General features: G+C 48.9%; 17 protein-coding genes. 8 read left to right on the forward strand and 9 right to left on the reverse strand.

The window, feature by feature from the left end; translation table 11 throughout:
• The first annotated feature begins 37 nt into the window (after positions 1 to 37).
• The 4 genes from ABIE50_RS27820 (at position 38) to ABIE50_RS27835 (ending at position 3,674) form a co-directional block, all read left to right on the forward strand.
• Positions 38 to 1,210: an acyltransferase family protein gene (locus ABIE50_RS27820; protein WP_209866362.1), complete on the forward strand. Its 1,173-nt coding sequence runs from the start codon at positions 38 to 40 to the stop codon at positions 1,208 to 1,210.
• Between the two features lie 25 nt (positions 1,211 to 1,235).
• Positions 1,236 to 2,093: an AraC family transcriptional regulator gene (locus ABIE50_RS27825; protein ID WP_209866365.1), complete on the forward strand. Its 858-nt coding sequence runs from the start codon at positions 1,236 to 1,238 to the stop codon at positions 2,091 to 2,093.
• A 116-nt stretch (positions 2,094 to 2,209) separates the two neighbouring features.
• Positions 2,210 to 2,845, forward strand: a complete 636-nt coding sequence (locus ABIE50_RS27830) for a class I SAM-dependent methyltransferase (RefSeq protein ID WP_209866368.1) — start codon at positions 2,210 to 2,212, stop codon at positions 2,843 to 2,845.
• 232 nt (positions 2,846 to 3,077) lie between these two features.
• Entirely contained in the window at positions 3,078 to 3,674 is a 597-nt protein-coding gene (locus ABIE50_RS27835) for a short chain dehydrogenase (RefSeq protein ID WP_209866371.1), read from the forward strand.
• 185 nt (positions 3,675 to 3,859) lie between these two features.
• Here ABIE50_RS27835 and ABIE50_RS27840 read toward each other — a convergent pair whose 3' ends face one another.
• From ABIE50_RS27840 to ABIE50_RS27880, 9 genes are all read right to left on the reverse strand, one after another.
• Positions 3,860 to 4,819: an FAD:protein FMN transferase gene (locus ABIE50_RS27840; RefSeq protein WP_209866373.1), complete on the reverse strand. Its 960-nt coding sequence runs from the start codon at positions 4,817 to 4,819 to the stop codon at positions 3,860 to 3,862.
• Positions 4,820 to 4,821: 2 nt separating this feature from the next.
• On the reverse strand, positions 4,822 to 6,630 hold the full coding sequence (locus ABIE50_RS27845; RefSeq protein ID WP_209866376.1) for an FAD-dependent oxidoreductase: 1,809 nt from the start codon (positions 6,628 to 6,630) through the stop codon (positions 4,822 to 4,824).
• Positions 6,593 to 7,750 (reverse strand): hypothetical protein, encoded by a 1,158-nt coding sequence (locus tag ABIE50_RS27850; RefSeq protein ID WP_209866378.1) that lies wholly within the window; start codon positions 7,748 to 7,750, stop codon positions 6,593 to 6,595. The genes ABIE50_RS27845 and ABIE50_RS27850 overlap by 38 nt, the downstream gene beginning before the upstream one ends.
• A 9-nt stretch (positions 7,751 to 7,759) precedes the next feature.
• Positions 7,760 to 10,234: a hypothetical protein gene (locus ABIE50_RS27855; protein WP_209866381.1), complete on the reverse strand. Its 2,475-nt coding sequence runs from the start codon at positions 10,232 to 10,234 to the stop codon at positions 7,760 to 7,762.
• A gap of 8 nt (positions 10,235 to 10,242) precedes the next feature.
• Positions 10,243 to 11,925 carry a RagB/SusD family nutrient uptake outer membrane protein gene (locus tag ABIE50_RS27860; RefSeq protein ID WP_209866384.1) on the reverse strand — a complete coding sequence of 561 codons (1,683 nt, stop codon included), beginning with the start codon at positions 11,923 to 11,925 and terminating at the stop codon, positions 10,243 to 10,245.
• A 12-nt stretch (positions 11,926 to 11,937) separates the two neighbouring features.
• A complete protein-coding gene (locus ABIE50_RS27865; protein ID WP_209866388.1) occupies positions 11,938 to 15,264 on the reverse strand; it encodes a TonB-dependent receptor in 3,327 nt (1,108 codons plus the stop codon).
• Positions 15,265 to 15,577: 313 nt separating this feature from the next.
• Positions 15,578 to 16,771, reverse strand: a complete 1,194-nt coding sequence (locus ABIE50_RS27870; protein ID WP_209866390.1) for a FecR family protein — start codon at positions 16,769 to 16,771, stop codon at positions 15,578 to 15,580.
• 82 nt (positions 16,772 to 16,853) lie between these two features.
• Positions 16,854 to 17,453, reverse strand: a complete 600-nt coding sequence (locus ABIE50_RS27875; protein WP_209866394.1) for an RNA polymerase sigma factor — start codon at positions 17,451 to 17,453, stop codon at positions 16,854 to 16,856.
• A gap of 131 nt (positions 17,454 to 17,584) precedes the next feature.
• On the reverse strand, positions 17,585 to 18,361 hold the full coding sequence (locus ABIE50_RS27880) for a 3-keto-disaccharide hydrolase (protein WP_209866397.1): 777 nt from the start codon (positions 18,359 to 18,361) through the stop codon (positions 17,585 to 17,587).
• A 187-nt stretch (positions 18,362 to 18,548) separates the two neighbouring features.
• On the opposite strand from ABIE50_RS27880, the gene ABIE50_RS27885 reads away from it, so the two are divergent.
• The 4 genes from ABIE50_RS27885 (at position 18,549) to ABIE50_RS27900 (ending at position 25,514) form a co-directional block, all read left to right on the forward strand.
• Entirely contained in the window at positions 18,549 to 20,126 is a 1,578-nt protein-coding gene (locus tag ABIE50_RS27885; RefSeq protein ID WP_209866399.1) for a tetratricopeptide repeat protein, read from the forward strand.
• A 238-nt stretch (positions 20,127 to 20,364) separates the two neighbouring features.
• Positions 20,365 to 23,121: a TonB-dependent receptor gene (locus tag ABIE50_RS27890; protein WP_209866402.1), complete on the forward strand. Its 2,757-nt coding sequence runs from the start codon at positions 20,365 to 20,367 to the stop codon at positions 23,119 to 23,121.
• Positions 23,122 to 23,144: 23 nt separating this feature from the next.
• A complete protein-coding gene (locus ABIE50_RS27895; protein WP_209866405.1) occupies positions 23,145 to 24,410 on the forward strand; it encodes a hypothetical protein in 1,266 nt (421 codons plus the stop codon).
• Between the two features lie 18 nt (positions 24,411 to 24,428).
• Positions 24,429 to 25,514 carry a phytase gene (locus ABIE50_RS27900; RefSeq protein WP_209866408.1) on the forward strand — a complete coding sequence of 362 codons (1,086 nt, stop codon included), beginning with the start codon at positions 24,429 to 24,431 and terminating at the stop codon, positions 25,512 to 25,514.
• The last annotated feature ends 8 nt before the right edge of the window (positions 25,515 to 25,522 follow it).

Genomic DNA, 25,522 nt, shown 5'->3' on the forward strand with positions numbered 1-25,522 from the left:
TTTTGCTTTATCTTCGCGGGCAAAGCAATATACGCATATGCCCACAGTCCGGAACAGCTGGATAGATAACCTGCGCTCGTTTATTACGCTATTGGTGGTGGCCCATCATTCGTCGCTGGCATATACTACGTTTGCATCTTTCAATAAAAGCGCCTATATCCTTTCTACCAATCCTGTTGTGGATACTGCCCGGTGGAAAGGACTGGATATCTTCGAAGACTTTAACGATATCTTTTTTATGTCGCTGATGTTCCTGATCAGCGGCATTTTTATGATGGGCAGTCTGCAAAACAAAACCATCGCTATATTTATCCGCGACCGGTTTTACCGGTTGTTCATTCCCTTTATGGCCGGCGTTACCCTGCTGATGCTGATTGCCTACTACCCTTCTTTCCTGCTGGCTACCGGGCAGCATAACGTAAAGGCCTATGTGATAGATTTTTTTACGGTAGAAGCATGGCCGGTAGGACCGCCCTGGTTCATCTGGGTACTGTTCGTCTTTAACCTCATTTTCGCTGCATGCTACCCATTTGTAAAGAACGCCGTTACCAAGGCAGGTAATTTCCTTGCAGCGCAAAAACAGTTGCCGGTAAAAATATGCCTGTTATGGTATGTATATACCCTGCTGCTTTATATCCCCATCATACAATTTGTATCGCCCTATGCATGGACCGGCATCGGCCCATTCGATTTCCAGGTGAGCAGGGCACTGTTGTACGCAGGCTATTTCCTGCTGGGAATAGTGATCGGCGCCCCTGGGCTTGCCAATGGCATATTTGCAGACGGCGCGGCTTTTGTAAAAAAATGGCCGCTCTGGATGATCAGCTGTTTAGCGATATATGCCTTATTGAAGTGCAGCGAAGCGCCCCTGCTGCAAATGATCCAACGGCAACAGCTTACTGAACAGCAGGCCAACCTTATTTACAGACCGGTATGGATCCTGTCGTGCACCATGAGCTGCATTGCTTTCCTTACCACCTTCAAAAGCCTGCTGAATAAAACAAACAACTGGTGGAAATCCCTTTCCGCCAATGCCTATGGTATTTACCTGGTGCATTATATTTTCATTGTTTGGTGCCAGTATTATTTGCTGGATATACCCCTGCCTGCTATCGCTAAGTTCCTGGTTACATTTATTGTATCGGCAGTGCTGGGCTGGGGAACGGTATCCCTGCTGAGACGCATCCCGGTGCTGAAAAGGTATTTGTAGTACCTTTGATGAATATAGTTTTTGTATGGAAGGGATACCAGTCAGGCATATTAACACCGCCGGAAGAGCGCCGGAGCGGTCAGCCAGTTTCCACATCCGCGATGTGGAAAGCATGCTTGCAGGAAAAGATATGATACAGGCGCTTCACCGCCACGACTTCTTTTACCTGCTTGCCTTAAAAAAAGGCAAAGGCGTCCATGAAATTGACTTCACCTCCTACCAGGTGAGCGATCATTCCGTTTTCTTCATGCACCCGGGGCAGGTGCATCAACTGGCGCTGAAAGCGGGAAGCACGGGCTACCTGATGCAGTTTCACGGCGCATTCTATACTTCCCCCGATAAGGCTTCTAATAAGTTGTTGTGCAAAACAAGTCATATTAACCACTACCAGTTTAACGCCGCTAAATTCCAGAAACTGTTTACCATATTAACATCCATTTTCCAGGAATACACTGCCAAACAGGAACGGCACCTGGAAGTGATGAAGGCAAGTATGTACATCCTGTTTGTGGAATTGCTGCGCGATAATAACAGCGCCGCATCCCGGAATAATAACCTTTATGCACAGGAGCGGCTGGACGATTTCCTGTCGCTACTGGAAGTACATGTCTTTGAGCACAAGCAGGTGTCTGAATATGCAGGTATGCTAAACCTTTCGCCCTACCAGCTCAATGCCATCACGAAAGCTACCCTGGGAAAAACCTGTTCGGATGTTATCAATGAACATATCATACTGGAAGCCAAAAGATCCCTGCTGGCAACATCCGACCAGGTGAACCAGGTAGCCTGGCGCCTGGGATACGAAGACGTTTCCTATTTTATCAGGTTCTTTAAAAAGCACACCGGGCACTCCCCCGAAGCATTCAGGCACAATTTCAGATAAGTCCTGTATAACTGTATTTTTGTCCTATCCCTGCATTTACTTACCGGCTTACCTTTGTGAAGATGAAAGCAGCCAGCGGGAAGGCTTGTTTCATTTAACATAAAAAACAAAGGAACATGAATCAATCCTGGGATGAGGAATACAAAAACATGTGGGATAACCGGTATAAAAATACGGAGTATGCCTATGGCAAAACACCTAACCTGTTCTTCAAAGAATGGCTGGAGAAATTTGAGCCGGGCTCCATTTTACTTCCGGCCGACGGCGAAGGTCGCAACGGTGTATTTGCGGCGCAGCTGGGATGGAGGGTTACCTCTACCGACCTGAGTGCGGAAGGGCGTTCCAAGGCATTGCTGCTGGCTGAAGAACAGCATGTTACAATAGATTATATCGTGGGCGATCTGGAACAGCTAACTTTTCCGCCAGCATCCTTTGATGCCGTTGCCCTTATTTATGCACATTTCGCCGCAGGCAAAAAATCCCTGCTCCACAGGAAGCTAAATAACTTTCTTAAACCAGGAGGAATAGTTATCTTCGAAGCCTTCAGCAAAGCGCACATCCACCTGAAGCTTGCAGACCCAAAGGTTGGCGGTCCAAAAGATGTTGATATGTTGTTCTCCAAGGCAGAACTAACAGCCGATTTTGAGAATTATGACATCATCATGCTGGAAGAAGCTGAAACCTTACTGGAAGAAGGTATTCATCATACAGGAAAAGGCGCCGTAGTGAGGTTTGTGGGACGGAAGCGGTGATGGCTGAAAATACGGGCTTATGGTATGGTCACAGTATAGCTACAGTATGGATACTCCCCGTTTCCCCCATAGTTCCCCCATATATAAGCCATATATAAGCCATATATAAGCCGTCTTTAAAGAAATACGGCTTAAGTCCGGAAGATCATTCCGTTAGTTTCTGGTTAAGGGAGGATATACCAGGAAGATCAGTATAATGTACTTTCTCTTAATAAATAAAAAAGCAAGGCATATGAAAATTATCATCGTAGGGGCTTCCGGTACAATCGGAAAACGTGTGGTAAACGCCCTCGAAAAAGACCACGAAATAATTAAGGTAGGCTCTAAAAGTGGCGATATCCAGGCAAATCTTACCTCGCCCGCTTCCATAGAAAACCTGTTCAAACAGGCCGGTTCATTTGATGCACTGGTATCTATGGCGGGAGATGCTTATTTCGGTCCGCTGAAAACGGCCACCGAAAAAGAATTCAGTATTGGTATCCAGAGCAAACTAATGGGACAGATCAACCTGGTGCTCATCGGGCAGCATTACATCAATCCCAGGGGCTCATTCACTTTAACCTCCGGCTCACTTACAGAAGATCCGGTGCTGAGCGGGGCCAATGCCTCCGTAGCCAACGGAGGGATCGACGCTTTTGCACGCGCAGCCGCCATTGAGCTGGAAAACGGGGTCCGCATTAATGCCGTGAGCCCGACTGTAGTGGAAGACTCTCCCGGGTATTTCCCTTACTTTCCGGGGCAGATCCCCGTATCCATGGAGCGGGTGGTTAATGGGTATATTAAAAGTATATTGGGAGCGGGTACAGGACAGGTGATCAAAATACATTAAAGCTATTTGATGAATATGCTGGTATCAGCAGGTTATTATCCTGAGGGATATTGACCTGCTGATATTGAACGGATTTCTCTTCTTTGGAAAGCCCATGAGAATAGATATTATCTATCGGAACATATGGCAGGCCCATAAAGAGCCGCCATTACCTGGCAGCCCTTCATAAAAATCTGGTACTATCGTTATTTAATAAGCTCCCTTACTCCCTCCGTCATCCACACCTTCACTTCCCCGTCTGCGCCTATGTACACAAGATACGCATCCAGGTCTTTCCGCTGCTGCAGGAACTCTTTTGTTCCGGCTACGCCCATTACCATAAAAGCAGTATCATATCCATCGGCAGTAATGGCATCAGCTGAAAACACCGTAACGCTCAATAGGGAATCCGGTGTGGAATAACCCGTTTGGGGATGAATGATATGCCCTGATACAGCGCCGTTCAGCGCATAATGATCGCGGTAATTACCGGCAGTGGTAGCGGCCATATTATGCAGCTGCACCGTGGCCAGTTTTACTGACGGATGCAAAGGGTTATCGATTCCGATGGTCCACGGAGCGTCATTTTTAAGCCCTTTACAGCGCACTTCTCCTCCCACTTCTACCATGTAGTTGCTGATGCCGTTGCTATCCAGCAACGCGGCTAAAACGTCTACGGTATAGCCCTGGGCAATACCGTCAAAGTCAAGGCTCACACCTTCCTTTTGTTTGCTTACACCGGTTTCATCAAAGCGGATACGGGAAAAACCTACGTATTGCAACAGGGAATCGGCCTTTTCCCACCAGGGGGTATGCGTCCGTTTTCCCTGGCGGTAAGCAGCGCTGAGCGGCATCACCGTAGGATCAAAAGCACCGTTTGTAGCGCTGTATACTTCCGCCGATTTTTTCAGCACCGGGTAAAAATAAGGCAGCTGGAATTCGATGGAAAGGGAGTTATTGAATAAAGAGATCTCTGAATCCTTCCGGTAAACGGATAAACACTGATCGATATCCTGGAGAATATGGGTGATCTGCGGCGTAAAATCCCGCTGCTGTGCATCTTCATATTGAATATGCCAGGTAGTGCCCTGCGCGCTGCCTTCCAGGTGTATCATGGAAGGCGCTACGCTAATATGCAACAGCAGCAGGAAATAAGCGGCGTACATGTTTAATTTTTAAGCAGGTTCATTAATTCATCCAGGTGATCGGTGTATACGCTCCTCGGGCTGCCGTGATACTTATTAGCCACATAGGCAGCAAAGCCTACCACTTCTCCCATCATACCGCAGGTACGCATCACACGGGTACTTCCAAAAGCTACGTGCGTAGTGCTGATATTCCTTCCTGCCATGAACAGGTTGCTGATATTTTTTGAATAAAGACAACGGTACGGAATAGTGTACGGTGCTACTCTGATATGTTTGGTGCCGGCAAAAAATTCCTGTCCTTCAAAATATTTTTTATTAACAGGATCCGGGAAATGCAAATCAATAGTCCAGGTAGCGGTTACTGCGCCATCCGGATACATTTTACCTTCCTGGATATCCATTTGCGTTAGGATATGATCCCCGATAAGCCGCCGGGACTCCCGCTTACCGCCGATATAGGCAACCCACGCCAGCTGCTGCTTCCCGTATTTTTCGGGTTTACTGTTCTTAAGATACGACCAGTTGCCATAAATGGCCCGCAGGTTATGATCGCGGATCTGCTCCGCCTCGGTGATAGTGTTGAAGTTACCAAACCCGGTTTCCCATTCCCAGTCGGCTTTAGATGCGTCAATATGGTATTCGTCTGAAAACTGCAGCGCCCATGGCGTAGCAGGGAAGCTGGTTATGGTATCCGTTGGCAGGGATGCCCAAAGGTTGGAGGTACCCAGCGTAAAGCTGTCGGGTTTCTCGGCTGCCAGCGATTCGCCTGTTTCTGCCTTACTTTCCCGTCCCATCCTGAAAGCCGCGCCGGCCAGGTATCCCAGGGTGCCATCGCCGGTACAATCAGAGAAATAAGTACCCGTAAAACGCGTTTCCTGGCTGGTGGCAATATCGCGGCCTGTAACTGCTATGATACGGTCTTTCTCTTTTTCTGCTTTGAATACATGGGTATTGAGAAACAGGGTGAGATTTTTTTCTGCCTTAACGATCTCAATCTTCCGGGCATCGCCATATTCCTGGGCATCGGGATTACCGTTACCGGGATCGCCGTTATCCATTTCCCTTACAATGCGGCCCAGCTTGGGATAATAATTTTTGTCGATATCGCCCTTCAGGTGCACACGTATTTCTGAACTGTTGTTTCCACCCAGCACAGGCCTGTCCTGTATTAGCGCTACCTTCAACCCCATGCGGGAAGCGGAAATAGCAGCGCAGGTGCCGGCAATACCACCGCCTACTACTACCAGATCGAAAGGCCCTGCTTCTTTAGGCGCAGCCGTTAAATGCAACAGTTCACGACGCAATGCGCCCAGCGCAGCCGCATCATCGGGCGGGGTAAATTTACCGGTGGTAAACATCAGTGCATCACAACGGCCGTTAAAACCGGTAAGGTCATGCAATGCTATTTTCGCGGGGCCGGCAGGAAGTGTGATCTCGCCTCCATCGTACCATTTCCATTTATCATTGCCGCTTTCGCCAAACACTGTTTTAACCGGTGTGTCATTCACCACCAGCCTGAACTTCCCCGGTCCTTTCGGGAAAGGCGCCCAGTCTTTGGTACGCACCCATACATGATACGTGCCTTTCTCCGGGAAATTAACAGTGGTAACGGCGTCTTTCACGGGCCGGCCCATACCATGGGCCATCAGGTAGGAAGAACCGATAACGGGAAACGACTGCTGGTCAATTACCCAGCCTCCTTTTTCTGCAAAGGATTCTGTTTCCACAAATATCCGCTGCTGCGCCTGCAGCCATTGTGTGCATACGCATAGCAGCAACAAGGGCAACCAGCTATTTTTCAGCTGAAGGATGCGTTTGTTCATATTCATAGATCATTGTTTTTATAGTATGATTTACCGGTTGGTGCTGTAACAGGAAAGCATGGATAGCAGCCGCTTTGCCGGTATCGGGACTTTTCAGCTGGGCCGCCAGCTGCTGCATAACAGTTTCCGGCAGCCCCGGCGTTGCCTGCAAGGCAGTTATTATCAGGCGGAACTGTTCTTCATTAGCGCTAATGCAGGCTGTTACAAGATGTTTTGCCATGGCATCGCTCAGCGGCACAGTGGATAACTTCCGCAGTACTGTTAGCTGCAATGGATAACTGCTACGGCTATACGTATCCCATAACCATGCCTGTGCTTTGGCGCCGGTAATAAAACCGGGATGTACCTGTTGCAATGTATGCCGTGCAATAAAAATATTCTTACCATTAATCAGTGCGCGGATATCGTCTTCAAAACCGGGCTTTATTTTCCCGCTTTTATCCATTACCCGTTCCAGCGCCTTATACTGGTATGCATAATTCCCTGAACTCAAAAAGCGATGCAGCAATGCGGGGTTGATATACGTATCTGTGATACGCATTATTTCATCTGTTACCGGTCCGTGTGCCATGTGCCATAACGTATAACAGGTATACACCGCTCCGGAGATCACTTCATTCTTAATTGTTTTCAGGGTGGCGCCGGTATGGGCATCCACTGAGTCGGTAAGGTTTTCTGTTCCGGGTACAATAAGGTCGGTAATGGCCAGATCTGCGAGCAATGAATTAGGCTTCAGCAATATCTCCTGCAATTTTGCGTAATCTTCCGGTTTAAATTCTTTGTGATCCAGCTTGGTCAGCACTTCCCCTGCAGGCAGATCATAGCGGATATAATTGCCCAGCAGGTCCCAGTAAAGATTGATGTATACCGGTTTACATTCTCCCGTATAACAAACCGGTGTAAAGATATGGCGATAGTAATACAGTGGCCTGTTATCCTGGTCCAGCGCCAGCTGTAGCTCGTAAGCCGCCGTATCGCTCACGCGATAGGTTTTATACGTGGCCGCCGGCGGCAATAATGCCCCGTTACCCAGCACGTCTTTCACGGCGCCGGTATCGGCAACAAAAGCCATCCCGTTGGTTACCTGCCAACACCATATCAGTAAACAAGCCACTGCGTATTTCATGTTCGCTGTTTATTTATAGTCCAGCCATGCAGTGGCACGGCAGTTTTTATTGACGGTGAAACGGATCCAGCGTGATTCAAAGCCATCGGGGAACTGCCACTTAAACGTTTCGCCCGGCCCTACTGTTACGGTTTTATAGTTCATCCAGGCGCCGGTGCCTACAGGGTCTATATCAATGATGAATTCAACCGGCGTACCGGCATTATGTGATAGCTGCAACTGCCGTTGTGAATAAAATCCGGTGAGATAAGGATCTGAAGGCTTACCGGCTTCCACGGCCGCATCTTTCCATGGTCCCCCATGTCCTGTAGGCCGGCCCAGCTGCCAGAGGTCATCAATAGCGCCTGCCCATACCATAGCTTTTTTATCGTCCGATACAATGATATGTGCCCCGGCTTTTGTTTCCGGCACAATGCCCGTCATTACCAGCATGCCGCGGTAAGCAGCGTAATCGTTGATCCGGAAAGGGTGCGACGCCACGGGTCTTATTTTTGCATACCCGTCTGCATTCTCCGCAGGTAGCTCGTAAAAAGTGCCCATGCAGTTAAACAGGTCCCTTTCGGTAGATACCTCGCGGCAAATGCGCAAGGCGGCTTTGCCTGTAAGCCCTGTAAAGGCGTCATCGCCCAGGGGCAGCCGCCACCTGCGGCCTTTGTCGTCTACAATCAGCACGCTGCCGGGCTCAATGGTCACGGCCTGTTGAGGGATGGCAAATTTCTGCCGGATAAAATCCGCTGTGGCAGGATCTTCTTTTTTCACGAGGCGCATATCGCCATCCAGCTCATAATAGCCTTCCACAGTGGCATCCGCGTTTTTATAGGATTGTGCCAGTATGCCAAGTGCGCGGCGATCGTTGCCCAGGCCATATAATAAACCGCCGTTGGAGTTGACGTCCGTTACTTTGCTCAGACCGTTGAAAATAGCAGCTGGCGCAGTTTTGCGGGTATCGCTGCCTGCGTAGGAGAAATGCGCTGTGGCCACCACCTGTTGTGCGGCAGTAATACGGATCCATTCTCCGTGCATATTTTCAGGAAAAACAATATCGCCGGTTTTACCAGGTAATACGGTTACCTTTTGCGCCACGCTCCAGTTGCCATCGCCCTTATCTGTTTCGAAAGTGAATTCTACAGGTTGTTTGCCGTTATGCGTGATCCGTGCGCTGCGGTGGGGCCAGCCGGCAAAAAGAAAGGGTTCCGATGGTTGTGATGCCGCTACTGTTTCATTGAGCCATACGGCGCCTTCAGCGGTATTGGGTCCCAGTGCATCCGGCTGCTGCAGGGAAGTGAACCAGAGGTTGGAATTGGATTGGCCAGGGCCTTCAATGCTTCCTTTAGCGGTGCGCTTATTGAGAAATTCCTTCTGGGCAGCATCGTCGCAGCCAAATACCAGCTGGTTCTGCCAGCGGGTAAAGTCGCCGATCACTTTCAGGTAGGCACTACGGGGACGGATACCCGCAGTATGCCCGGTAGAGAAAGTGCCTGGGAAATGCCAGAACATGCCGTGCATGGTCATGAGGTAATCCGGGTTATTTTCAGTGCCTACATCGCGGATACGCGGCCATTCTGTATTCCAGCCGTGCGCGCCATCGTAGCTATGACTGCCTTTGGGCAACCGGAAAAAGCTCCATTTCCCCTGGTCGCGCAAGCCGAGTAACACAGATTTATGATCCCACCCGGTAGCCCATATAGGATCAGTGGCCGGGTTTTTATTTCCGGAGATGCCCCCCGGGCCGGTGATTTCCGTAAACTGATTCCGGCGCACTACTTTCCAGTCTTTTCCATTCCACTCCGATAATGATCCCGCTTCAATATCAAACTGTGTAAGCGCTTTAGGCCCGGGCTCTCCATTGTTGGAATAGATCAGTACCCCCTGGCCGGAGTACAGGCCTTTACCATGCGCTCCCGGCAATAAGGCGGAAGCTGTGTTGGCGGTAGTATCTGCACCTTTCCTGTTCTTTACATTTCCATCTTCATATAATAAAGTGGGCTGAAGGGTTTTTACATCTACTTCATAAAAACCTTCTTCCATAGTGCCGTAATAAATTTTTCCGGCAGGATCGGTAAGGTGGCGCGCATTTCCTGTATGCCGGCCGGGCATGGCAGTGTAGGGTATTACACGCACGTCCCCGTTTTCACCTATGGCGTAAGGGCCTATGAATAACTGGTGACTTTCCGGGTGAATCATGCGATTGGCCGGTGTGCCGCCTATGCTTTCTTTCCTTACCACCTGTTTCAGGTCCGGTGTAATTTCATATAATTTGTCTGACGATCCGAAAGGCAGATGGGGACCATACGTAATCACCCAAAGTTTTCCGGCCCAGGGTACTACAGCCCCTGTGCCGCATTCGCCTTCCCTGTTATACATGGCAAGCTGCGGGTAAATGCCGCTGAACGAACGTGGTGCGGTTGCTTTCTCACTTCTGCAGGCAGCGCCCATCATACCAATTGTAACCAGTGCTGCTGCCAGATAATTCCTTTGTTTCATGCTATCGCTTAATAGTTTGGATTCTGGGTTAAATGACTGGTGAGTACTTCTGTTGAGGGAATGGGCCACAGGTACTGGCGGGTGGCGTCGAACTTGCGCACAGTGATCTGCTTTACCAGGCCCGCGTTATACATCGCCGTAAAGTCAGCAATACCATCTTCATCAACCGCGGGGGTTTGCGGGAAGAACCACAATCCCGGCTGCACTATTTTTGTACGTAAATCCGCAGGCTCCAGTAAACCATAGTTGGCTTTATTCAGCACTTTCTCTGCCAGCTTCCAGCGGATGATATCCATATAACGGATGCCTTCCATGGCAAATTCCATTCTTCTTTCCGTACGGATAATTTTACGCAGCGCAGCCTGATCGGTAGCAGTTACTGCAGGATAGGCAGCCGTATTCGTATATACGGTACCGTATGCCCGCGCCCTCACTTTGTTGATGGCATCGCGCACGGTCTGATCAGTTTCACCCAGTTCTGTTTTTGCTTCTGCATAGATAAGCAGTACATCAGCAAAACGGATAATGATATTATCAGGTTCTATCTTCCAGGAGTTGAGGAGCCAGTCGCCATCCACTCCTTTCTTCCACAACAGCCCGTTAAAGGATGCATACTGCGCAACGGAGCGGGTGTCTTTATTCTCCACATATTTATTCTCTGCTACAGACAGTACCTTCACGGAATCCGGGTGCGGCTGGAAGATGTATCCAAGGTGCGGCGTCTGGAACTCAACGATGGTGGCGGCACAGCGGGGATCGCGGTTATCGAACGGACGGCGGGGATTGAATAAAGGTGATTCATCTACCGGTAATCCGTCTTTACATAAAAAACTACAGAACAGGTCCCACGACGGATCCTTGGCAGCCCAGCCACCGGCATTACGCGACACATAATTCTGGCAGTCGTCGAAAGTAACTTTCAATGTAACTGATCTTGGTAAGCCAAAAACAGTTTCCACGGAGTTCTTTGTTTTCGGGAGGAACAGGTTACCAAAATTATCGTGCAGCTTATACACATCCAGGTCCATACAGGCTTTGGCTGCATCGCGGGCCACGGCCCAATCGCCCATATACAGGGCAATACGTGCTTTCATGGCCAGTGCAGCGCCTTTGGTGGCACGTTTTAATTCTGATGTGCTATAGGTTGGCTTCAGGATATCAGCGGCAAAGTCAAAGTCTTCATAGATCTTTTTCAGTACAGTAGCTTTGTCTGTTTGTTTCAGCTGTAATGCTTGTTCAATGTCGAGCATGGAATCCGTATAAATAATATTACCGTAGTGCGACAACAAACGGGAATACATACACGCTCTTACAAATCTTGCTTCACCGGTATACCTGGCGATCTGGTCGGCCGACAATACCTTATCTGCCCTTGAGATGCTTTGCAGGATATTGTTAGCGCGGGCTACGGCTTTATAGGTATCTGTCCACCAGCTTTTCACAAAATCTGTTTCACCATTGATGGTAGCGCCGGTAACAGGGGTAGTAACATCGCGGTATACCCAGTCGTCGGTCCAGTCGTCGCTGTCCTTCATCCAAAAATTATTTTTATACAATCCGTTGAGCGACATTTCTATTTCTTCCGCATTGGAATTCCAGGTTTCACTGGAGCCGTCTGACAGCGGATTAAGATCCAGGCTGCCACAGGCGCTGAAAAGTATAATACCGGCTATAAGCGTAAGTTGTTTCATGTTCATGGAATTTTAGAATTTAACTGATGCGCCAATAACATAACTGGTGGTGATAGGATAACCTAATCTTGGTTGTTCGGGGTCCCATCCTTTCGGGAAGTTGTGCACCGACAACAGGTCGCTAACGCTACCGTATATACGAACACCTTGTATATGGATCCGCTTTACCCAGTCGTTAGGCATGGAATAGCCTATACTGATATTTTTCAGGCGGAAATAGGCCCCGTTGATCAGCCAGAAGTCGGACATAGCGTAGTTATTACCCGCGGAAGTATTGGTATAGCGCGGGAACCTGGCGGCTTTGTTCTGTTCGGGTGTATTGTATTTGCTCCAGGAGTTGCCATCCAGTATGGCCGGGAAGTTGCCGAAGTTTTCAAGGAGCGGCCGTACCATATCGGTGGTGAGGCGGGAGTTTTGTTTGCCTACGCCCTGGAATACGATACCAAAATCCCAGTTGCGGAATCCGCCGTTCAGGCTAATACCGTACTGGTAGCGGGGCAGTGAGCCTCCCAGCAGTACACGGTCGTATTCAGGTGATATTTTACCATCAGGTACGCCATCGGGGCCGCTGATATCCCGGTAGCGGATATCGCCTGGCTTCACGTTGGCGTTGAGTTTGGCTGATTTATCCACTTCCTCCTGGGTTTGATAAATGCCATCGGATACGTATCCGTACCATTCGTTAAATTCGCTGCCTTGTCTTTTAATGGAATCGCCAATAAACTGTGTTCCGCCCAGGTCGCCCATTTTTGATACGAAATCGGATACATTCACAGATACGCTATAACGGAAATCACCGATGCGATCACTCCATCCTACCTGTGCTTCCCAGCCGGTGGTATACATTTTACCGGTATTCTGGTAAGGGTTATCGAAACCTATATAATCGGGAATTTCCAGTTCCAGCAGGATATCATTGGTGGTTTTCTTAAAATAATCGCCGGTAAAGCGCAGCCGGTTATCCAGGAAGTCCAGGTCTGCCCCCAGATCCCAGGAATGCGTGGTTTCCCAGGAGATATCGCGGATGGCGTATTGCCATTGTGCGGCAGATTGTGCAGATACCGCGGTATTGCCTTTATAGAACAGGGAATTATTTTCAAACCGCAGCAATGCCTGGTAGGGGTAATTACCGATACGTTCATTACCCAATGAGCCCCAGGAAGCACGCAGCTTTGCAAAGGATAGCCAGGGAGCGGTTGACTTCATAAACTTCTCTTCTGATATCACCCAGCCGGCAGAAAATGAGGGAAATGAGCCCCAGCGGTAACCTGCTGCGAAACGGGAAGAGGCGTCATAGCGGATATTCCCCTGGAACAGGTACCTGTCTTTATAGCTGTATGTAATCCTTCCGAACCAGGAGCGGTAGGCATTTTCATAAGCGCTGCCGCTGTTGTCACGAAACTCCAGCGGGCCCAGGTTCAGGTAAGGATAGTTGGTGAGGGCATACTGGCCGCGGGAAGCGCCCAGGTCTTCATTGAATGCCTTAAAATACTCATAGCCGCCCATGAGGCTGAAGCTGTGATCTTTGATCTGTTTATTGTAATTGACGATGAACTGGGTAGTGTAACGGTAGCTGTCGTTGCGTCCTTCTTCCAGCTTGGTTTCCGTCAGGCCTTCGATATAACCTGAAATGGCATTAGGATTATTGAAAGAAGTATAAGGTACTTTGCGGGTGAAGCGTTTGCCTTTATCAAAGTTAAGGAAAGGCGCTACCACGCCGGAGATCTTCAATCCTTCTATTGGAGTGAAGTCGAGCCCTACTTTTCCTCCCAGCTGGTTAAACCAGTCGTTATCGAACCCGCCATATTTGGTTTGCACATAAATATTGGCGCCATCTTTTCCAGCGCCGATGCGCCCGTCCGACCACATAGCCGCATAAATAGGTGGCATGATGCCCATTTTATACATCGGGTCAATGGTAGGTTGTTTAACGATGGTGCGTTTATAGTTCACATCCACACTGGCGGTGAGGTATTTATTGATAGTGATGTCATTGTTGATGCGGGTAGTAAGTCGGTCGTAGGAGCGGTCGTCGTACAGTGCGCCTACTTTATCGTACACCAGCGAAACCCTGGAGCGCAGGGCTTTACCGGCGCCGGAAATACTGAGCGCATGGCTCTCGCGCGGAGCGCTGTTATTAAGGATCAAACCTCTCCAGTCGGTGTTGGGGTATTGGTCAGGATTTTCTGCATGGAGTGATGCGTAGTTATCCACAATATCTTTGGTATAGGTAGGATATTCGTTGGCGTTATTGCCGTTATCATTCCAGCGCAGCTCATTGGTGAGTTGCATATAACGTACGGCATTGGCATAATCCGGCAGTTTGGTCGGTTTTTCCGCACCATATTCGTAGGTATAGTTCAGATCCAGCTGCCCGTTTTTGGCGCGCTTGGTGGTTACCAGGATTACGCCGGCAGCAGCGCGGGAGCCGTAAATGGAGGCAGACGCCGCATCTTTCAGCACCGAAATATTATCGATATCATTTGGGTTGATGGAGTTGATGTCATCTACAGGTACGCCGTCGAGGATGATGAGCGGTGTAGCGCCTGCATCTGTAATAGTGGTAATCCCTCTCACGCGGATCTGCGCAGTGGCGCCCGGTGCGTTATTGGTGCGGGTTACCATTACACCCGGAACCGCGCCCTGCAATGCCTGCGATACCTGGGTGGTTTTACGGGCGGCAAGGGCATCGCCTTTTACGGTGGATACGGCGCCGGTAAGATCACTTTTCTTCATGGTACCGTAACCAACTACCACCAGTTCGTCCAGCGCAGTGTTGGCGGCTTTGCTGAGGCGGATATTCAGGTTATACTGGCGGTTTACCGTCACTTCTTCCTTATTGAATCCTATGTACGAAAAAACGATCACGGCGCCATCGTTCACATTGGCGAGCCGGAACTCTCCTGCTTCGTTGGTAACGGTAGCGTTGCTGGTACCTTTCTGCAATACGGTAACACCGGGCAATGGTGTATTGGATTCGTCGGTAACGCGGCCGGTGACTGTCCACCCGGGTACCAGCAGCTTCAGGATGGGGGGCAATGTCAGCAGTTCCTGCTTTCTGATCGCGATGGTTCTGTCGAGGATCGTAAAGGTCATCCCCTGGTCTTTCAGCGCAGCTTTCAATAAAACCTCCAGCGGCGCATCTTCCACGGAAAGCGTTACCGGCCTGCTGCTTTTCAGCAGCTGGTTATCATAAAACACAACGTATCCCGTTTGCTTCTGGATAGCGGCAAAAACGGATTTCAGTGACACAGACTTACCCGAAAAACTAACTGTTTGTGAAAGGCTGGTGGCGCTTACGTTCAGTAGTAGTAAGGTGAACAGGATCGTTAACTTCATAGCTAACAGCATTTTGGTTGAGCATAGCGTGCGATGCCGGGAAGTTTTGCTGCCAGCCGGGGAAATAGCCCACGGGGTAATGGCAGCAGTAGTCCGGCTGCAAAGAGCGATACAATTAATTTGCATACATTTGCAGTGTTTGGTTGAATGAATAAGGAGTCTTCGCCGATTTTTTGTTTATGTTATCCAGACGCCGCCGGAAATGTTATCAGCGTTTCCGGCTTTGTTTTGCATAACAATCAATAACTATAAACTACAGGAGTTTATACAGTGGAATTAGTGTTCATTTTAGCAGTGAATCAGTAACGTGGTTTTATTTTAAAACAATAATTTTTTTCCCTTCTATCTTAAATTTCACCCCATTTTCTTCCAGTATTCCCAGCACTTTGGTTAGAGGTAAGGAACGCTGTATACCGCCGCCAAAGCTCTTTTCAGGAATAGCCCCTTCATAGGAAACATTGACGTCGTACCATTTTTCTATTTGCCGCATTACAGTTGGCATATCTGCATCGGTAAACTGGAAGAAGCCGTTTTTCCAGGCGATGGTTTCATCGGTATCTATATTTTCAGTAACGTGTAATACATTATCCTTTCCTACTCTCGCCTGCATCCGCGGGCGGAGCATCATACTAATTTCCCCCACAGCCACGCTCACCGCGCCATCCACCAGGGTGGTGCGTATGGCTGGTTCCTCCGTATAGGCATTTACGTTAAAGCGTGTGCCCAGCACCGTTATTTCCGTGTTCCCTGCAGCTACCCGGAAAGGCATATGGGCATTGGGGGTTACTTCGAAATAGGCCTCCCCTTTTACGGTTACTTTTCTTTCCTTGCCGGTAAATGCAGCAGGATATGTGATGGAAGAAGCAGCATTGAGCCATACCTGTGTGCCATCCGGCAAAGTGAGGTGATATTGCCCGCCCCGTGGGGTGCTCATGGTATTGTACATGGCTTCGCTGTTGCCGTTGCCTATATAAGCCAGTTCACCATTTGCCTGCTTGATGATTTTTACTGCACCCTGCCGGCCCAGCAGGCCGTTGCCGGCGCTGTCAAGCGCAATTGTACTGCCATCGGCCAGGGTGAGTATAGCGCGGTTACTGCCGGGCATTACTTCATTTTTGTAACGCTGTTGCCTGCTTTCCGCCACAGGCGCCGGCGCTGGCTGGTGCTGCCAGGCCCACATGCCAATGCCCCCCATTAGAAACAGACCTGCAGCTGCCCACCATATTTTGCGGCGGTTGCGCATAGGAACCACCTCTGCTCCGGATGTTCCGGTTACAGCAACCGTTCCCGTTGTGCGGCCAAACATGCCTGCTACAATACGATCCGACATTTCATCAGGCATCTGTATCAACGGTACATGCGACTCCCAGGCATCGCCCAATACCTGCTGCAGCACGGCATCATCCGTTTGCCTGCAGATCCATTCTGCCAGTTCCAGCTTTTCTGCCGGTGTACAGGTATTATCGAAGTAGCGTGTTGCCAGGTAGTTGATCCTTGCTGAAATCATGCGGTTTTTACTTTATACAGGAAGCTGTACTATTATAGACACATGGGCCAAAGGATATAACTAGTGGGAGGGAAAATATTTTTTACAGGAAACTATCCACCACCAGCAGCAGGCAGGAAGCGCCTGTAATAGATTGCAAATGTGGCCCCAGCTGCTGGCGTATGCTGCGCAGCGCGGCAATCATATGATTATTGACGGTAGAGGGGGATATATTAAGCTGCCGGGCAATTTCTTCGTGTTTCAGCCCCTGCTCCCGGCTCAGGGTGTACACGAGTTTTTGTTTTGGTGGCAGATGATCCAGCGCGTATTGCAGCTTTTCCCGTACCTCGCGGATACGTAACTGTTCCCCTGCATCCGCCGATGCGGCTTCGGTGGTCCGGGTCAGCTCGGCCATGATCAGGGCTTCCTTTGCCATCCGCCGGAATGCATTTAGCACGTGGTGCTGCGCCATCCGGTAGATATACCCACCAAACTGTTCAACGTCCGCTAATTGCTCCCGGTTTTTCCACAATTTCAGGAATACATCCTGTATCACATCTTCTGTCATTTCCGGGGATTCCGTTAACCGCAAAAGAAAGCTGTACAATTTATGCCTGTATAGGAAAAACAGCTGCGTAAATGACTCCTCATGGCCTGCCGCAGCCTTTAGCAACAATTTCTTTTCAATGTGTACCTGCTCCATGAAACCGCGTAAAGTGGAATTGTTTTACATAACGTCGTTGTATTAAAAGTAAAGAAAATGATGGAACAGCGGGAAAAATAAATAAAAAAGGGCCGCCATTACCGGCGGCCCTTCCAGGAAATTCGTTTTTATTATTGTAACTCTCTTACCCAGATATTGCGGAAACTCAAAGGTTCACTCTTATCACCGTGTGCCTGGAGCTTGATGGGGCTTGCACCATGCGCCTGGCGGTAAGCTGCCTGGCCAATGTACTGGGTAGGGCCTTTCAGCTCAAAGCCATTCTGCACCACTACGCCGTTAAAGGTAACGGTTACTTTTGCAGGAGATACCAATGCCCCGTCTGCACCAAATACGGGCGCTGTCCAGATTACATCATAGGTATTCCATTCCCCCGGTTTCAGGGTAGGGTTGGCCAATGGCACCGACTGCTTATAAATACTTCCGGCCTGTCCGTTAGTATATGTTTTATTATTATAGGAATCCAGCACCTGTAATTCGTAGCCGGCATCGCCTTTACCTATAGACGCCAGGAAAACGCCGCTGTTGCCCCGGCCCTGGCCGGTACCGGTGATATTGGCAGGAACACGCCATTCAATATGCAGCTGGTAATTTTTAAAAGCTTTCTTCGTTTCAATATTTCCTGCTTTCTTATTTACAGTGAGCACTCCTTTACTCACCAGCCATTCCGCAGGTTTCTCCCGGTCGTCGGTCATTACCCACTGATCCAGGTTGGTACCGTCGAACAGGATGATGGCATCCGAAGGAGCATCCCCACATTTCTTTCCGGGCTTCACTTCAGGCGGCACCGGGGTGTACACTTCTGTATCTTCAGGCTTTGCTTTTTCCTGGGCGTTGGCAGCGAAGCATCCGCCAGCCAGCAGCATGGTAACTAAAAATCTCTTTTTCATAATCAATATTTAACTGGAACTAATTTATGGGTCATAAAATGTAACCGGCGACACAATAATATATAAAATAGTATCGGTAAGCAAGCATTTTTATACCGGCGGCAGGCAATCTGGTAACATACAGTTAACACTAAAAAACATTCTTTGCGGATTGATTATGCTTAATTAACAGGTGCTGTTATTAAAAATGAAACGTTTTTTCCAGTTCTTAGTACTCTGCTTAACCGTTTTCCAGGTAATGAACACAACAGCGCAGGACTCGCTGGAAATGCAGCTGGCCGCCGCCGGGAAGCTTAGCCAGGAATTGCCGGATGCCGCTTTCCTCGCCCTTCGCAAAATGCACGATACGGCTATCGCCAACAAAGATGAGGCTACCGCCGGCAAGTGCCTGCGCCAGATGGGCAGGATCTGCTTCACCCTGGGCCACTATGCCAAATCACTGGAGTATTACCAGCAGGCCGCTACCCTGTTTACCAGTAACGGCCATAAAGCAGCGGAAGCCGCCGTGCACAATGATATGGGCCAGCTGTATTACCGCAATATCAATAAGCCCGGCGCTAAAATGCAGTACGATAAAGCCCTTGCGCTTTACCGGCAGGTAAACGATCCGGCCGGTATGGCAGCCACTTACGGCAACATAGGGCACTACTACGAAAAGCAACAGCAATACGACAGCGCCCGTTACTTCCAGACGCTGGCCCTGACACAATACGAAGGCGCCCGCGATACCCTGGGCATAGCCGGCATCTACGAAAACCTCGGCACTATTTACGAAGACCTTGCAAAATACGATACCGCCCTCTCCTGCTTCCGCACCGCGCTCCGGTTTTATGAAGTGCGCCATGAACGGATAGCCGCCATAGAAGTGCTCAATAATATAGGAGACGTGCTGCGTAAAACCGGCGATATCAAAAACAGTATGCCCTATTCAAGAGAAGCACTGGCCATTGCACAACAAACCAATAATAAATACCAGGAAGCCGCTGCCTGTAAAGACATTGCCAAGGCCTTCCATCTGCAGGGCCGGAATGACAGCGCCTATTATTATATGGAATACAGCCGCAAATGCCTGCTCGATATCTACTCCGCCCAAAACAACCAGCAGATGAATTTCCTGCAGATCCTGTACGATACCAATAAAAAGAATGACGAGATCCTCCAGCTTGAAAACAGTCATAAAATAAACCGCATTATTTATACCGCGGTAGTGATTGTGGTAGTGCTGCTGGTAATTCTCTGCCTGCTCACCATTTCCCGTCAGAAACTCAAGATCAGCCAGGCACAAACCGTATCTGAACGGAATGCGGAAATAAACCGCGTACAAAAAGACCAGCTGGAACTGAAAAGCAGGCAACTGGCTACCCATACACTGGATGTGATCCAGCGGAACCAGTTCCTCGATGAACTGCGTAATACCCTTTCCGAAATGGTGCAGGAAGATAAACGGGATCAGAAAAAACAACTGCAGCAACTGGTATTGAAAATAAACCAGAATGTGAATCACGAAAAACAATGGAAAGAATTCACCGGCATCTTTGAGCAGGTGCACCAGGTGTTCTTCGATAAACTCAATGCATTATACAGTGATCTTACCAACAACGACATCAAATTACTGGCGCTCCATAAAATGAATATGGACTCAAAAGATATGGCCACCATTCTTGGTATTTCACCTGATAGTTTACGTGTGGCAAGATACCGTTTACGGAAGAAACTAAACATCCCGGAAGGCGATACGCTCAACACTTTTGTACAAAGCCTCTAATGCATAACGTTCCGGTAATATTGCCGTAACATAATGGTAATGGCGTTTCCTGTTACAACCAATCAATTAATTACCAACAACTTACATCCTGTTTGTATACGCTGATCACGCTTTGTTTACGGTGCTGTTAACGCTGTTTACGTTTTGCTTACGCTGCTTCTTTGCATTTTTTTTCACAGCAGCACACATTTGCAATGCCATTCGACACAAAGTCAAACGGTATCAAATTCACCAAAAGATGAAGACACTTTTAACAACGCTTTTATGTTTGCTGCTGGGCGCCGCATTTGCCAGCGCCGGCAGTCTGAAAGGGCACGTGTATGACCAGAAAACGGGCGAACCACTGGTAGGCGTCACCGTTGTACTGGACCAAACCAAACTGGTAGCCCTTACCGGCCTTGACGGATCCTTCGAATTTAAAAAGATCACAGCGGGAAAATTTACCCTGCACATTTCCCACCTTACCTACAAGACATTAACAAAAGAAGTTACCGTACAGGAAAGTGATAATCCCGCCCTCAATATCTACCTCAGTGAGCGCAGCAGCAAAAACCTGAGTGAAGTGGTGATTGCCGGCGGCACCAAAGCCTCCTCCGAAAGTACCGCCCGCAAATTGGAACAGAAGTCCGTACAGGTAATGAACGTAGTATCAGGACAGGCCATAGAAGTATCGCCGGACCTCACCGTGGCCAACGTGATCCAGCGCGTTTCCGGCATTTCCATAGAACGCAGCAGCAATGGCGACGGACAATACGCTATTCTCCGCGGGATGGATAAAAGATATAATTACACCCTCATCAACGGGGTGAAGATCCCCAGCCCGGATAATAAATTCCGTTATGTACCACTGGACATTTTTCCATCCGAACTGCTGGACCGCCTTGAGGTATACAAATCATTAACGCCTAACATGGAAGGCGATGCCGTAGGCGGCGTAGTGAATATGGTAATGAAAGATGCCCCCGGCAGGTTTTCCCTCAACGCCAATGTAGCTACCGGTTACAGCCAGATGGTACTGGACAAGGGCTTTACCTCCTTCGATGCGGGCGGCATTCAGTCCAAATCACCGTATGAAGCCAATGGCAAAAACTTCAAGGCTACCCCGGCAGATTTTGCCACCGGTACCCTGGATTATAAAAACAAGAACTTTGCCCCCAACCTGGTGGCGGGATTATCCATAGGCCAGCGTTTCCTGCATAACAAACTGGGCGTGATCCTGGCGGGCAGCTTCCAGAATAACTATCGAGGTACTACCAGCACCTTCTACAAAAATGATATGGATACCGGCAGGTACGCGGTGCTCACCAGCATGCAAAACAGGCAATACAGCGAGCAACAGCAACGCAGCGGTATTCACGGGAAAATCGACTACGTGTTCAATGAAAACAATAAGCTGTCGCTCTACAATGCCTACATGAACCTGCAAAGCTACCAGACCCGCGAAGGCATTACTACCAACTTATCCGATGGTATTTTTAATCCTGTAGCCGGTAATGCACAACTTACCTATGAAAGCCGTTCCAGGAAAACCACGCAGCAGATCTATAATTCCACCCTGCATGGCGATCATCATATCGTTCCGGGCAAATTAAAATTGCAATGGTCTGCCGTATTCTCTTCTGCTAAAAATGAAGTACCGGATAATACCAGTATCTCCTTAAACGGAGTGCGCAACAACTTCCAGGAAACGCACACTACGATCGATGGAAGCAGCCGCCGCTGGGAACGTAACACCGACGACGACATTGCAGGCTATATAGACCTTACCTATACCGCGAGGATTGCCGGTACGAAGGTAGACTTCTCCGCAGGTGGTTTGTACCGCGACAAACAGCGCAGCAGCTTCTATAATAACTATACGTTCCGGCCTGCCAATGTAAATGCATTGTATGGCAAGGACTTTACCAGCTATACAGATATTGTATGGGATATCCAGAACCCTGGCGGTGCAGTAGGCAACCCGCTTACCTACGACGCATCCGAAAAAACAAGCGCCGGGTATGGCATGTTCAGATTTAAAGTATCAGAACTGGAAGTAACCGGCGGCGTACGCGTAGAACATACCAACCAGGGCTATCATATGTTTTTCCCTCAGGGGGAAGACCGCCCCACCGGCAGCCAGGTATATACCGATGTATTGCCCAGCCTGAACCTGAAGTATGAATTAACCGAACACCAGAACTTACGGGGCTCTTATTTCCGTTCCCTGAACCGTCCGGGCTTCTTTGAAATTGTGCCTTCCAAAATTGTACTGGAAGATTACCAGGAACGCGGTAACCCGGACCTGAAACGGGCCATCGCCGATAACTTCGACCTGCGCTATGAACTGTTCCCTAATCACTCCGACCAGTTATTGTTTGGCGTATTTTACAAAAGGATCCAGGATCCTATTGAAAATACCATCCGTGCTGATGCTACCCGTCCGCAGGACCAGTACTATTCTGCCGGTAACTTTGGAACCGCCCGTAACTACGGCCTGGAAATAGACTATATCAAATTTTTCAGCAAAATAGGCTTCAAGGCCAACTATACTTATACACATTCATCTATCACTACCTCCAAAAGCCTGAAGATCAGGGACGACAAGGGAGACATCAAAACCATTGCGGTAGATCAAACCCGCCCGCTGTACGGGCAATCAGAGCATATCGGTAACCTCTCTATCCTGTACAAGGATATACAACATGGCTGGGATGCGCAGCTGGCAGGCGCTTACACCGGGCCGCGTATCGTTACCGTTGCCCAGTACATCGACAATGATCTCTGGCAGAAAGGATTTGTACAGATGGATATCTCTGTAGAAAAAAGATTTAAAAACAACTTCAGCATCTTCGCCAAAGCAGGCAACCTGCTGAACACGCCTGCTGAAATATTTATCAAAGGTACCAACCCTGAAAACGACAACATGCCCGGGCAGGGTAAAGCAGGCGAAACACTGATCAGGAAAGAATATTACAAACAAACCTACCTGCTCGGCCTGCGCTACAAATTATAAGCTCATTCTAAAATATTCATCTCATGAAATATAAAAACATTCTCTTTTACGCTGCATTGATCCTGACCATCATCAGCGGTTGTAAAAAAGCAAACAGCGATGTAGATCTCAGCGAGGGCATCATTGGTTCCGGCGATGTGCATGGCGACGTTTGGGGCATCTGGCCCAAAGGCAGTATACAGCGGGTTTCCGGCGATATCATAATTCCTGAAGGCAAAACCCTGGTGATTGAAGAAGGTGTGCTGGTGATCATGGATACGCTCGTAAAACCGGAAGTGATCGTAAAAGGTAATCTCTATTCAATGGGAACGCCTGAACAACCGGTACGGTTTACCATTGAAGAAAACCTTCGTACCGAAAGCCGTAAATTCGGTAAGCAATGGGGCGGTATCCTGGCAGCACAATCATGTGCAGAGCTCCTGCTCGACAATACCATCCTGGAATACGGCGGCGCTGTTACCACCGAATCATCCGCGTCTGTAAAAATGGGCCTGTATAAAGCAGTAAGCGGAGAAGCTGTGCCTGCCTTATGGTATAGCAATGTAAATGGGAAACTGGTGGTGAACAATTCCATTATCAGGTATTTTAATGAAGATTGTACCTATATTGAAGGCGGTAAGATCATCTTCTCCAATAATAAATTTTATACAACCGGTATCACCGGCGGAGAAGGCATCAACATTAAATCCGGTTGTATCGCGGACGTAAGTTACAACCTCTTCTACTCCACCAATACCAATGCTCTTAAATTATCCAACTCGGGCGATCGCAGTCCGCAGGCGCATGTGATTGCCTATAATAATACCATGCTCAACACCGGCTGGAGAAGACCTACAGTAAAAGGCGGTTCCATCTGGCTGGAAGCCACCGTATTTGCAGAGCTGCACAACAACCTGTTTGCCAACGCGCGTTTTGGCATCAAGAGAGATACCAAAAAAGCAGAAGATGCACGCTCTGTTGTAAGTAACAATCTTTATTACGGCTTTAACCAGGTAACGGTAGACCAGTTCCAGCCTGCAAAGGATATTCTAAGTGGCACTCATGATGTGATCGGCACCAAAGCCGGCGAGAATGATCCGAAATTCGTAAATTATCCATTGAATACACCCATGGATAATCCCGATTTCAACAGCAGCTGGGATTTCCGTTTACTGGCCGGTTCACCTGCGCTGGGCGCCGGTACTACTGCCTTTACACGTAACTTCCCCAACGGCCTGGAGCTGAACGGCATTAACTATGCCTCTCCCGCTCCGTCTTCCTTCATTGGCGCTTTTGGTGCTAAAAACTAAAACAGCGATCTCACAGTAATGACTACACGTAATATATTATTTTCCACAGCAGTTCTTCCGGGACTGCTGTGTTTTACCGCCTGCGCACAGCAATCCGCGCCTGCTAACGGGCAGGCATATACGGATACTGCCGCCATCCGGCCCGTGGTGATCACCGAACAGGTAAAGTTCGATTCCGATGATCCGGCCATATGGGTTAATCCGCAGGACCCTTCCCAAAGCCTTGTAATAGGTACCGACAAATCGGCGGAGGGAGCCCTGTATGTGTTTGACCTCCAGGGGAAGATCAAACAGGTAGTGCCCAACCTGCAACGCCCTAATAACGTAGACATCGCCTATGGCTTGGTCCTCAACGGAAAACGTATAGACTATGCCGTTACCACCGAGCGTATCACGCATAAGCTCCGCTTTTTTTCCCTGCCGGATATGCAGCCCATCGACGATGGCGGTATCCCTGCATTTGAAGGAGAAACCGGCACACAGTTCCGCGACCTTATGGGCGTAGCTGTATACACCAGTAAAAGCGGGGACCAATACGTGATTGCAGGCCGTAAAACCGGTCCGCAGGATGGCACCTACCTGTGGCAATACCGCCTGTCCGACAACGGCGCAGGAAAAATAAAAGCCACGCTGGTGCGCAAGTTTGGCCACTACAGCGGTAAAAAAGAAATTGAATCCATTGCAGTTGATAATGAAGCCGGCTATGTATATTATTCCGATGAGCAATATGGCGTAAGGCAATATTATGCTGACCCCGAAAAAGGTAATGAGGAATTATCCGTTTTCGGCACTACCGGTTTTACAGAAGACCATGAAGGCATCTCCATTTATAAAACATCCGCCGGCAAAGGTTATATATTGGTTTCCGACCAGGGAGCCAACAAATTTCATATCTTCAGCAGGGAAGGCATTCCCCATAAACTGCTGAAAGTGGTGAAAGTAAGCGCCGGTCACAGCGACGGCTCCGACATAGTGAACGTGCCGCTGAATAATACTTTTCAACATGGATTATTTGTAGTGATGAGTGATGACCGCACCTTCCATTATTACCGTTGGGAAGATATTGCCGGGAAAGAGCTGGAATCAGCGCCAACAAAAAAATAGTATCTCAT

The sequence above is a fragment of the Chitinophaga sp. OAE865 genome (assembly GCF_040546735.1).
Lineage (GTDB): Bacteria > Bacteroidota > Bacteroidia > Chitinophagales > Chitinophagaceae > Chitinophaga > Chitinophaga polysaccharea_A.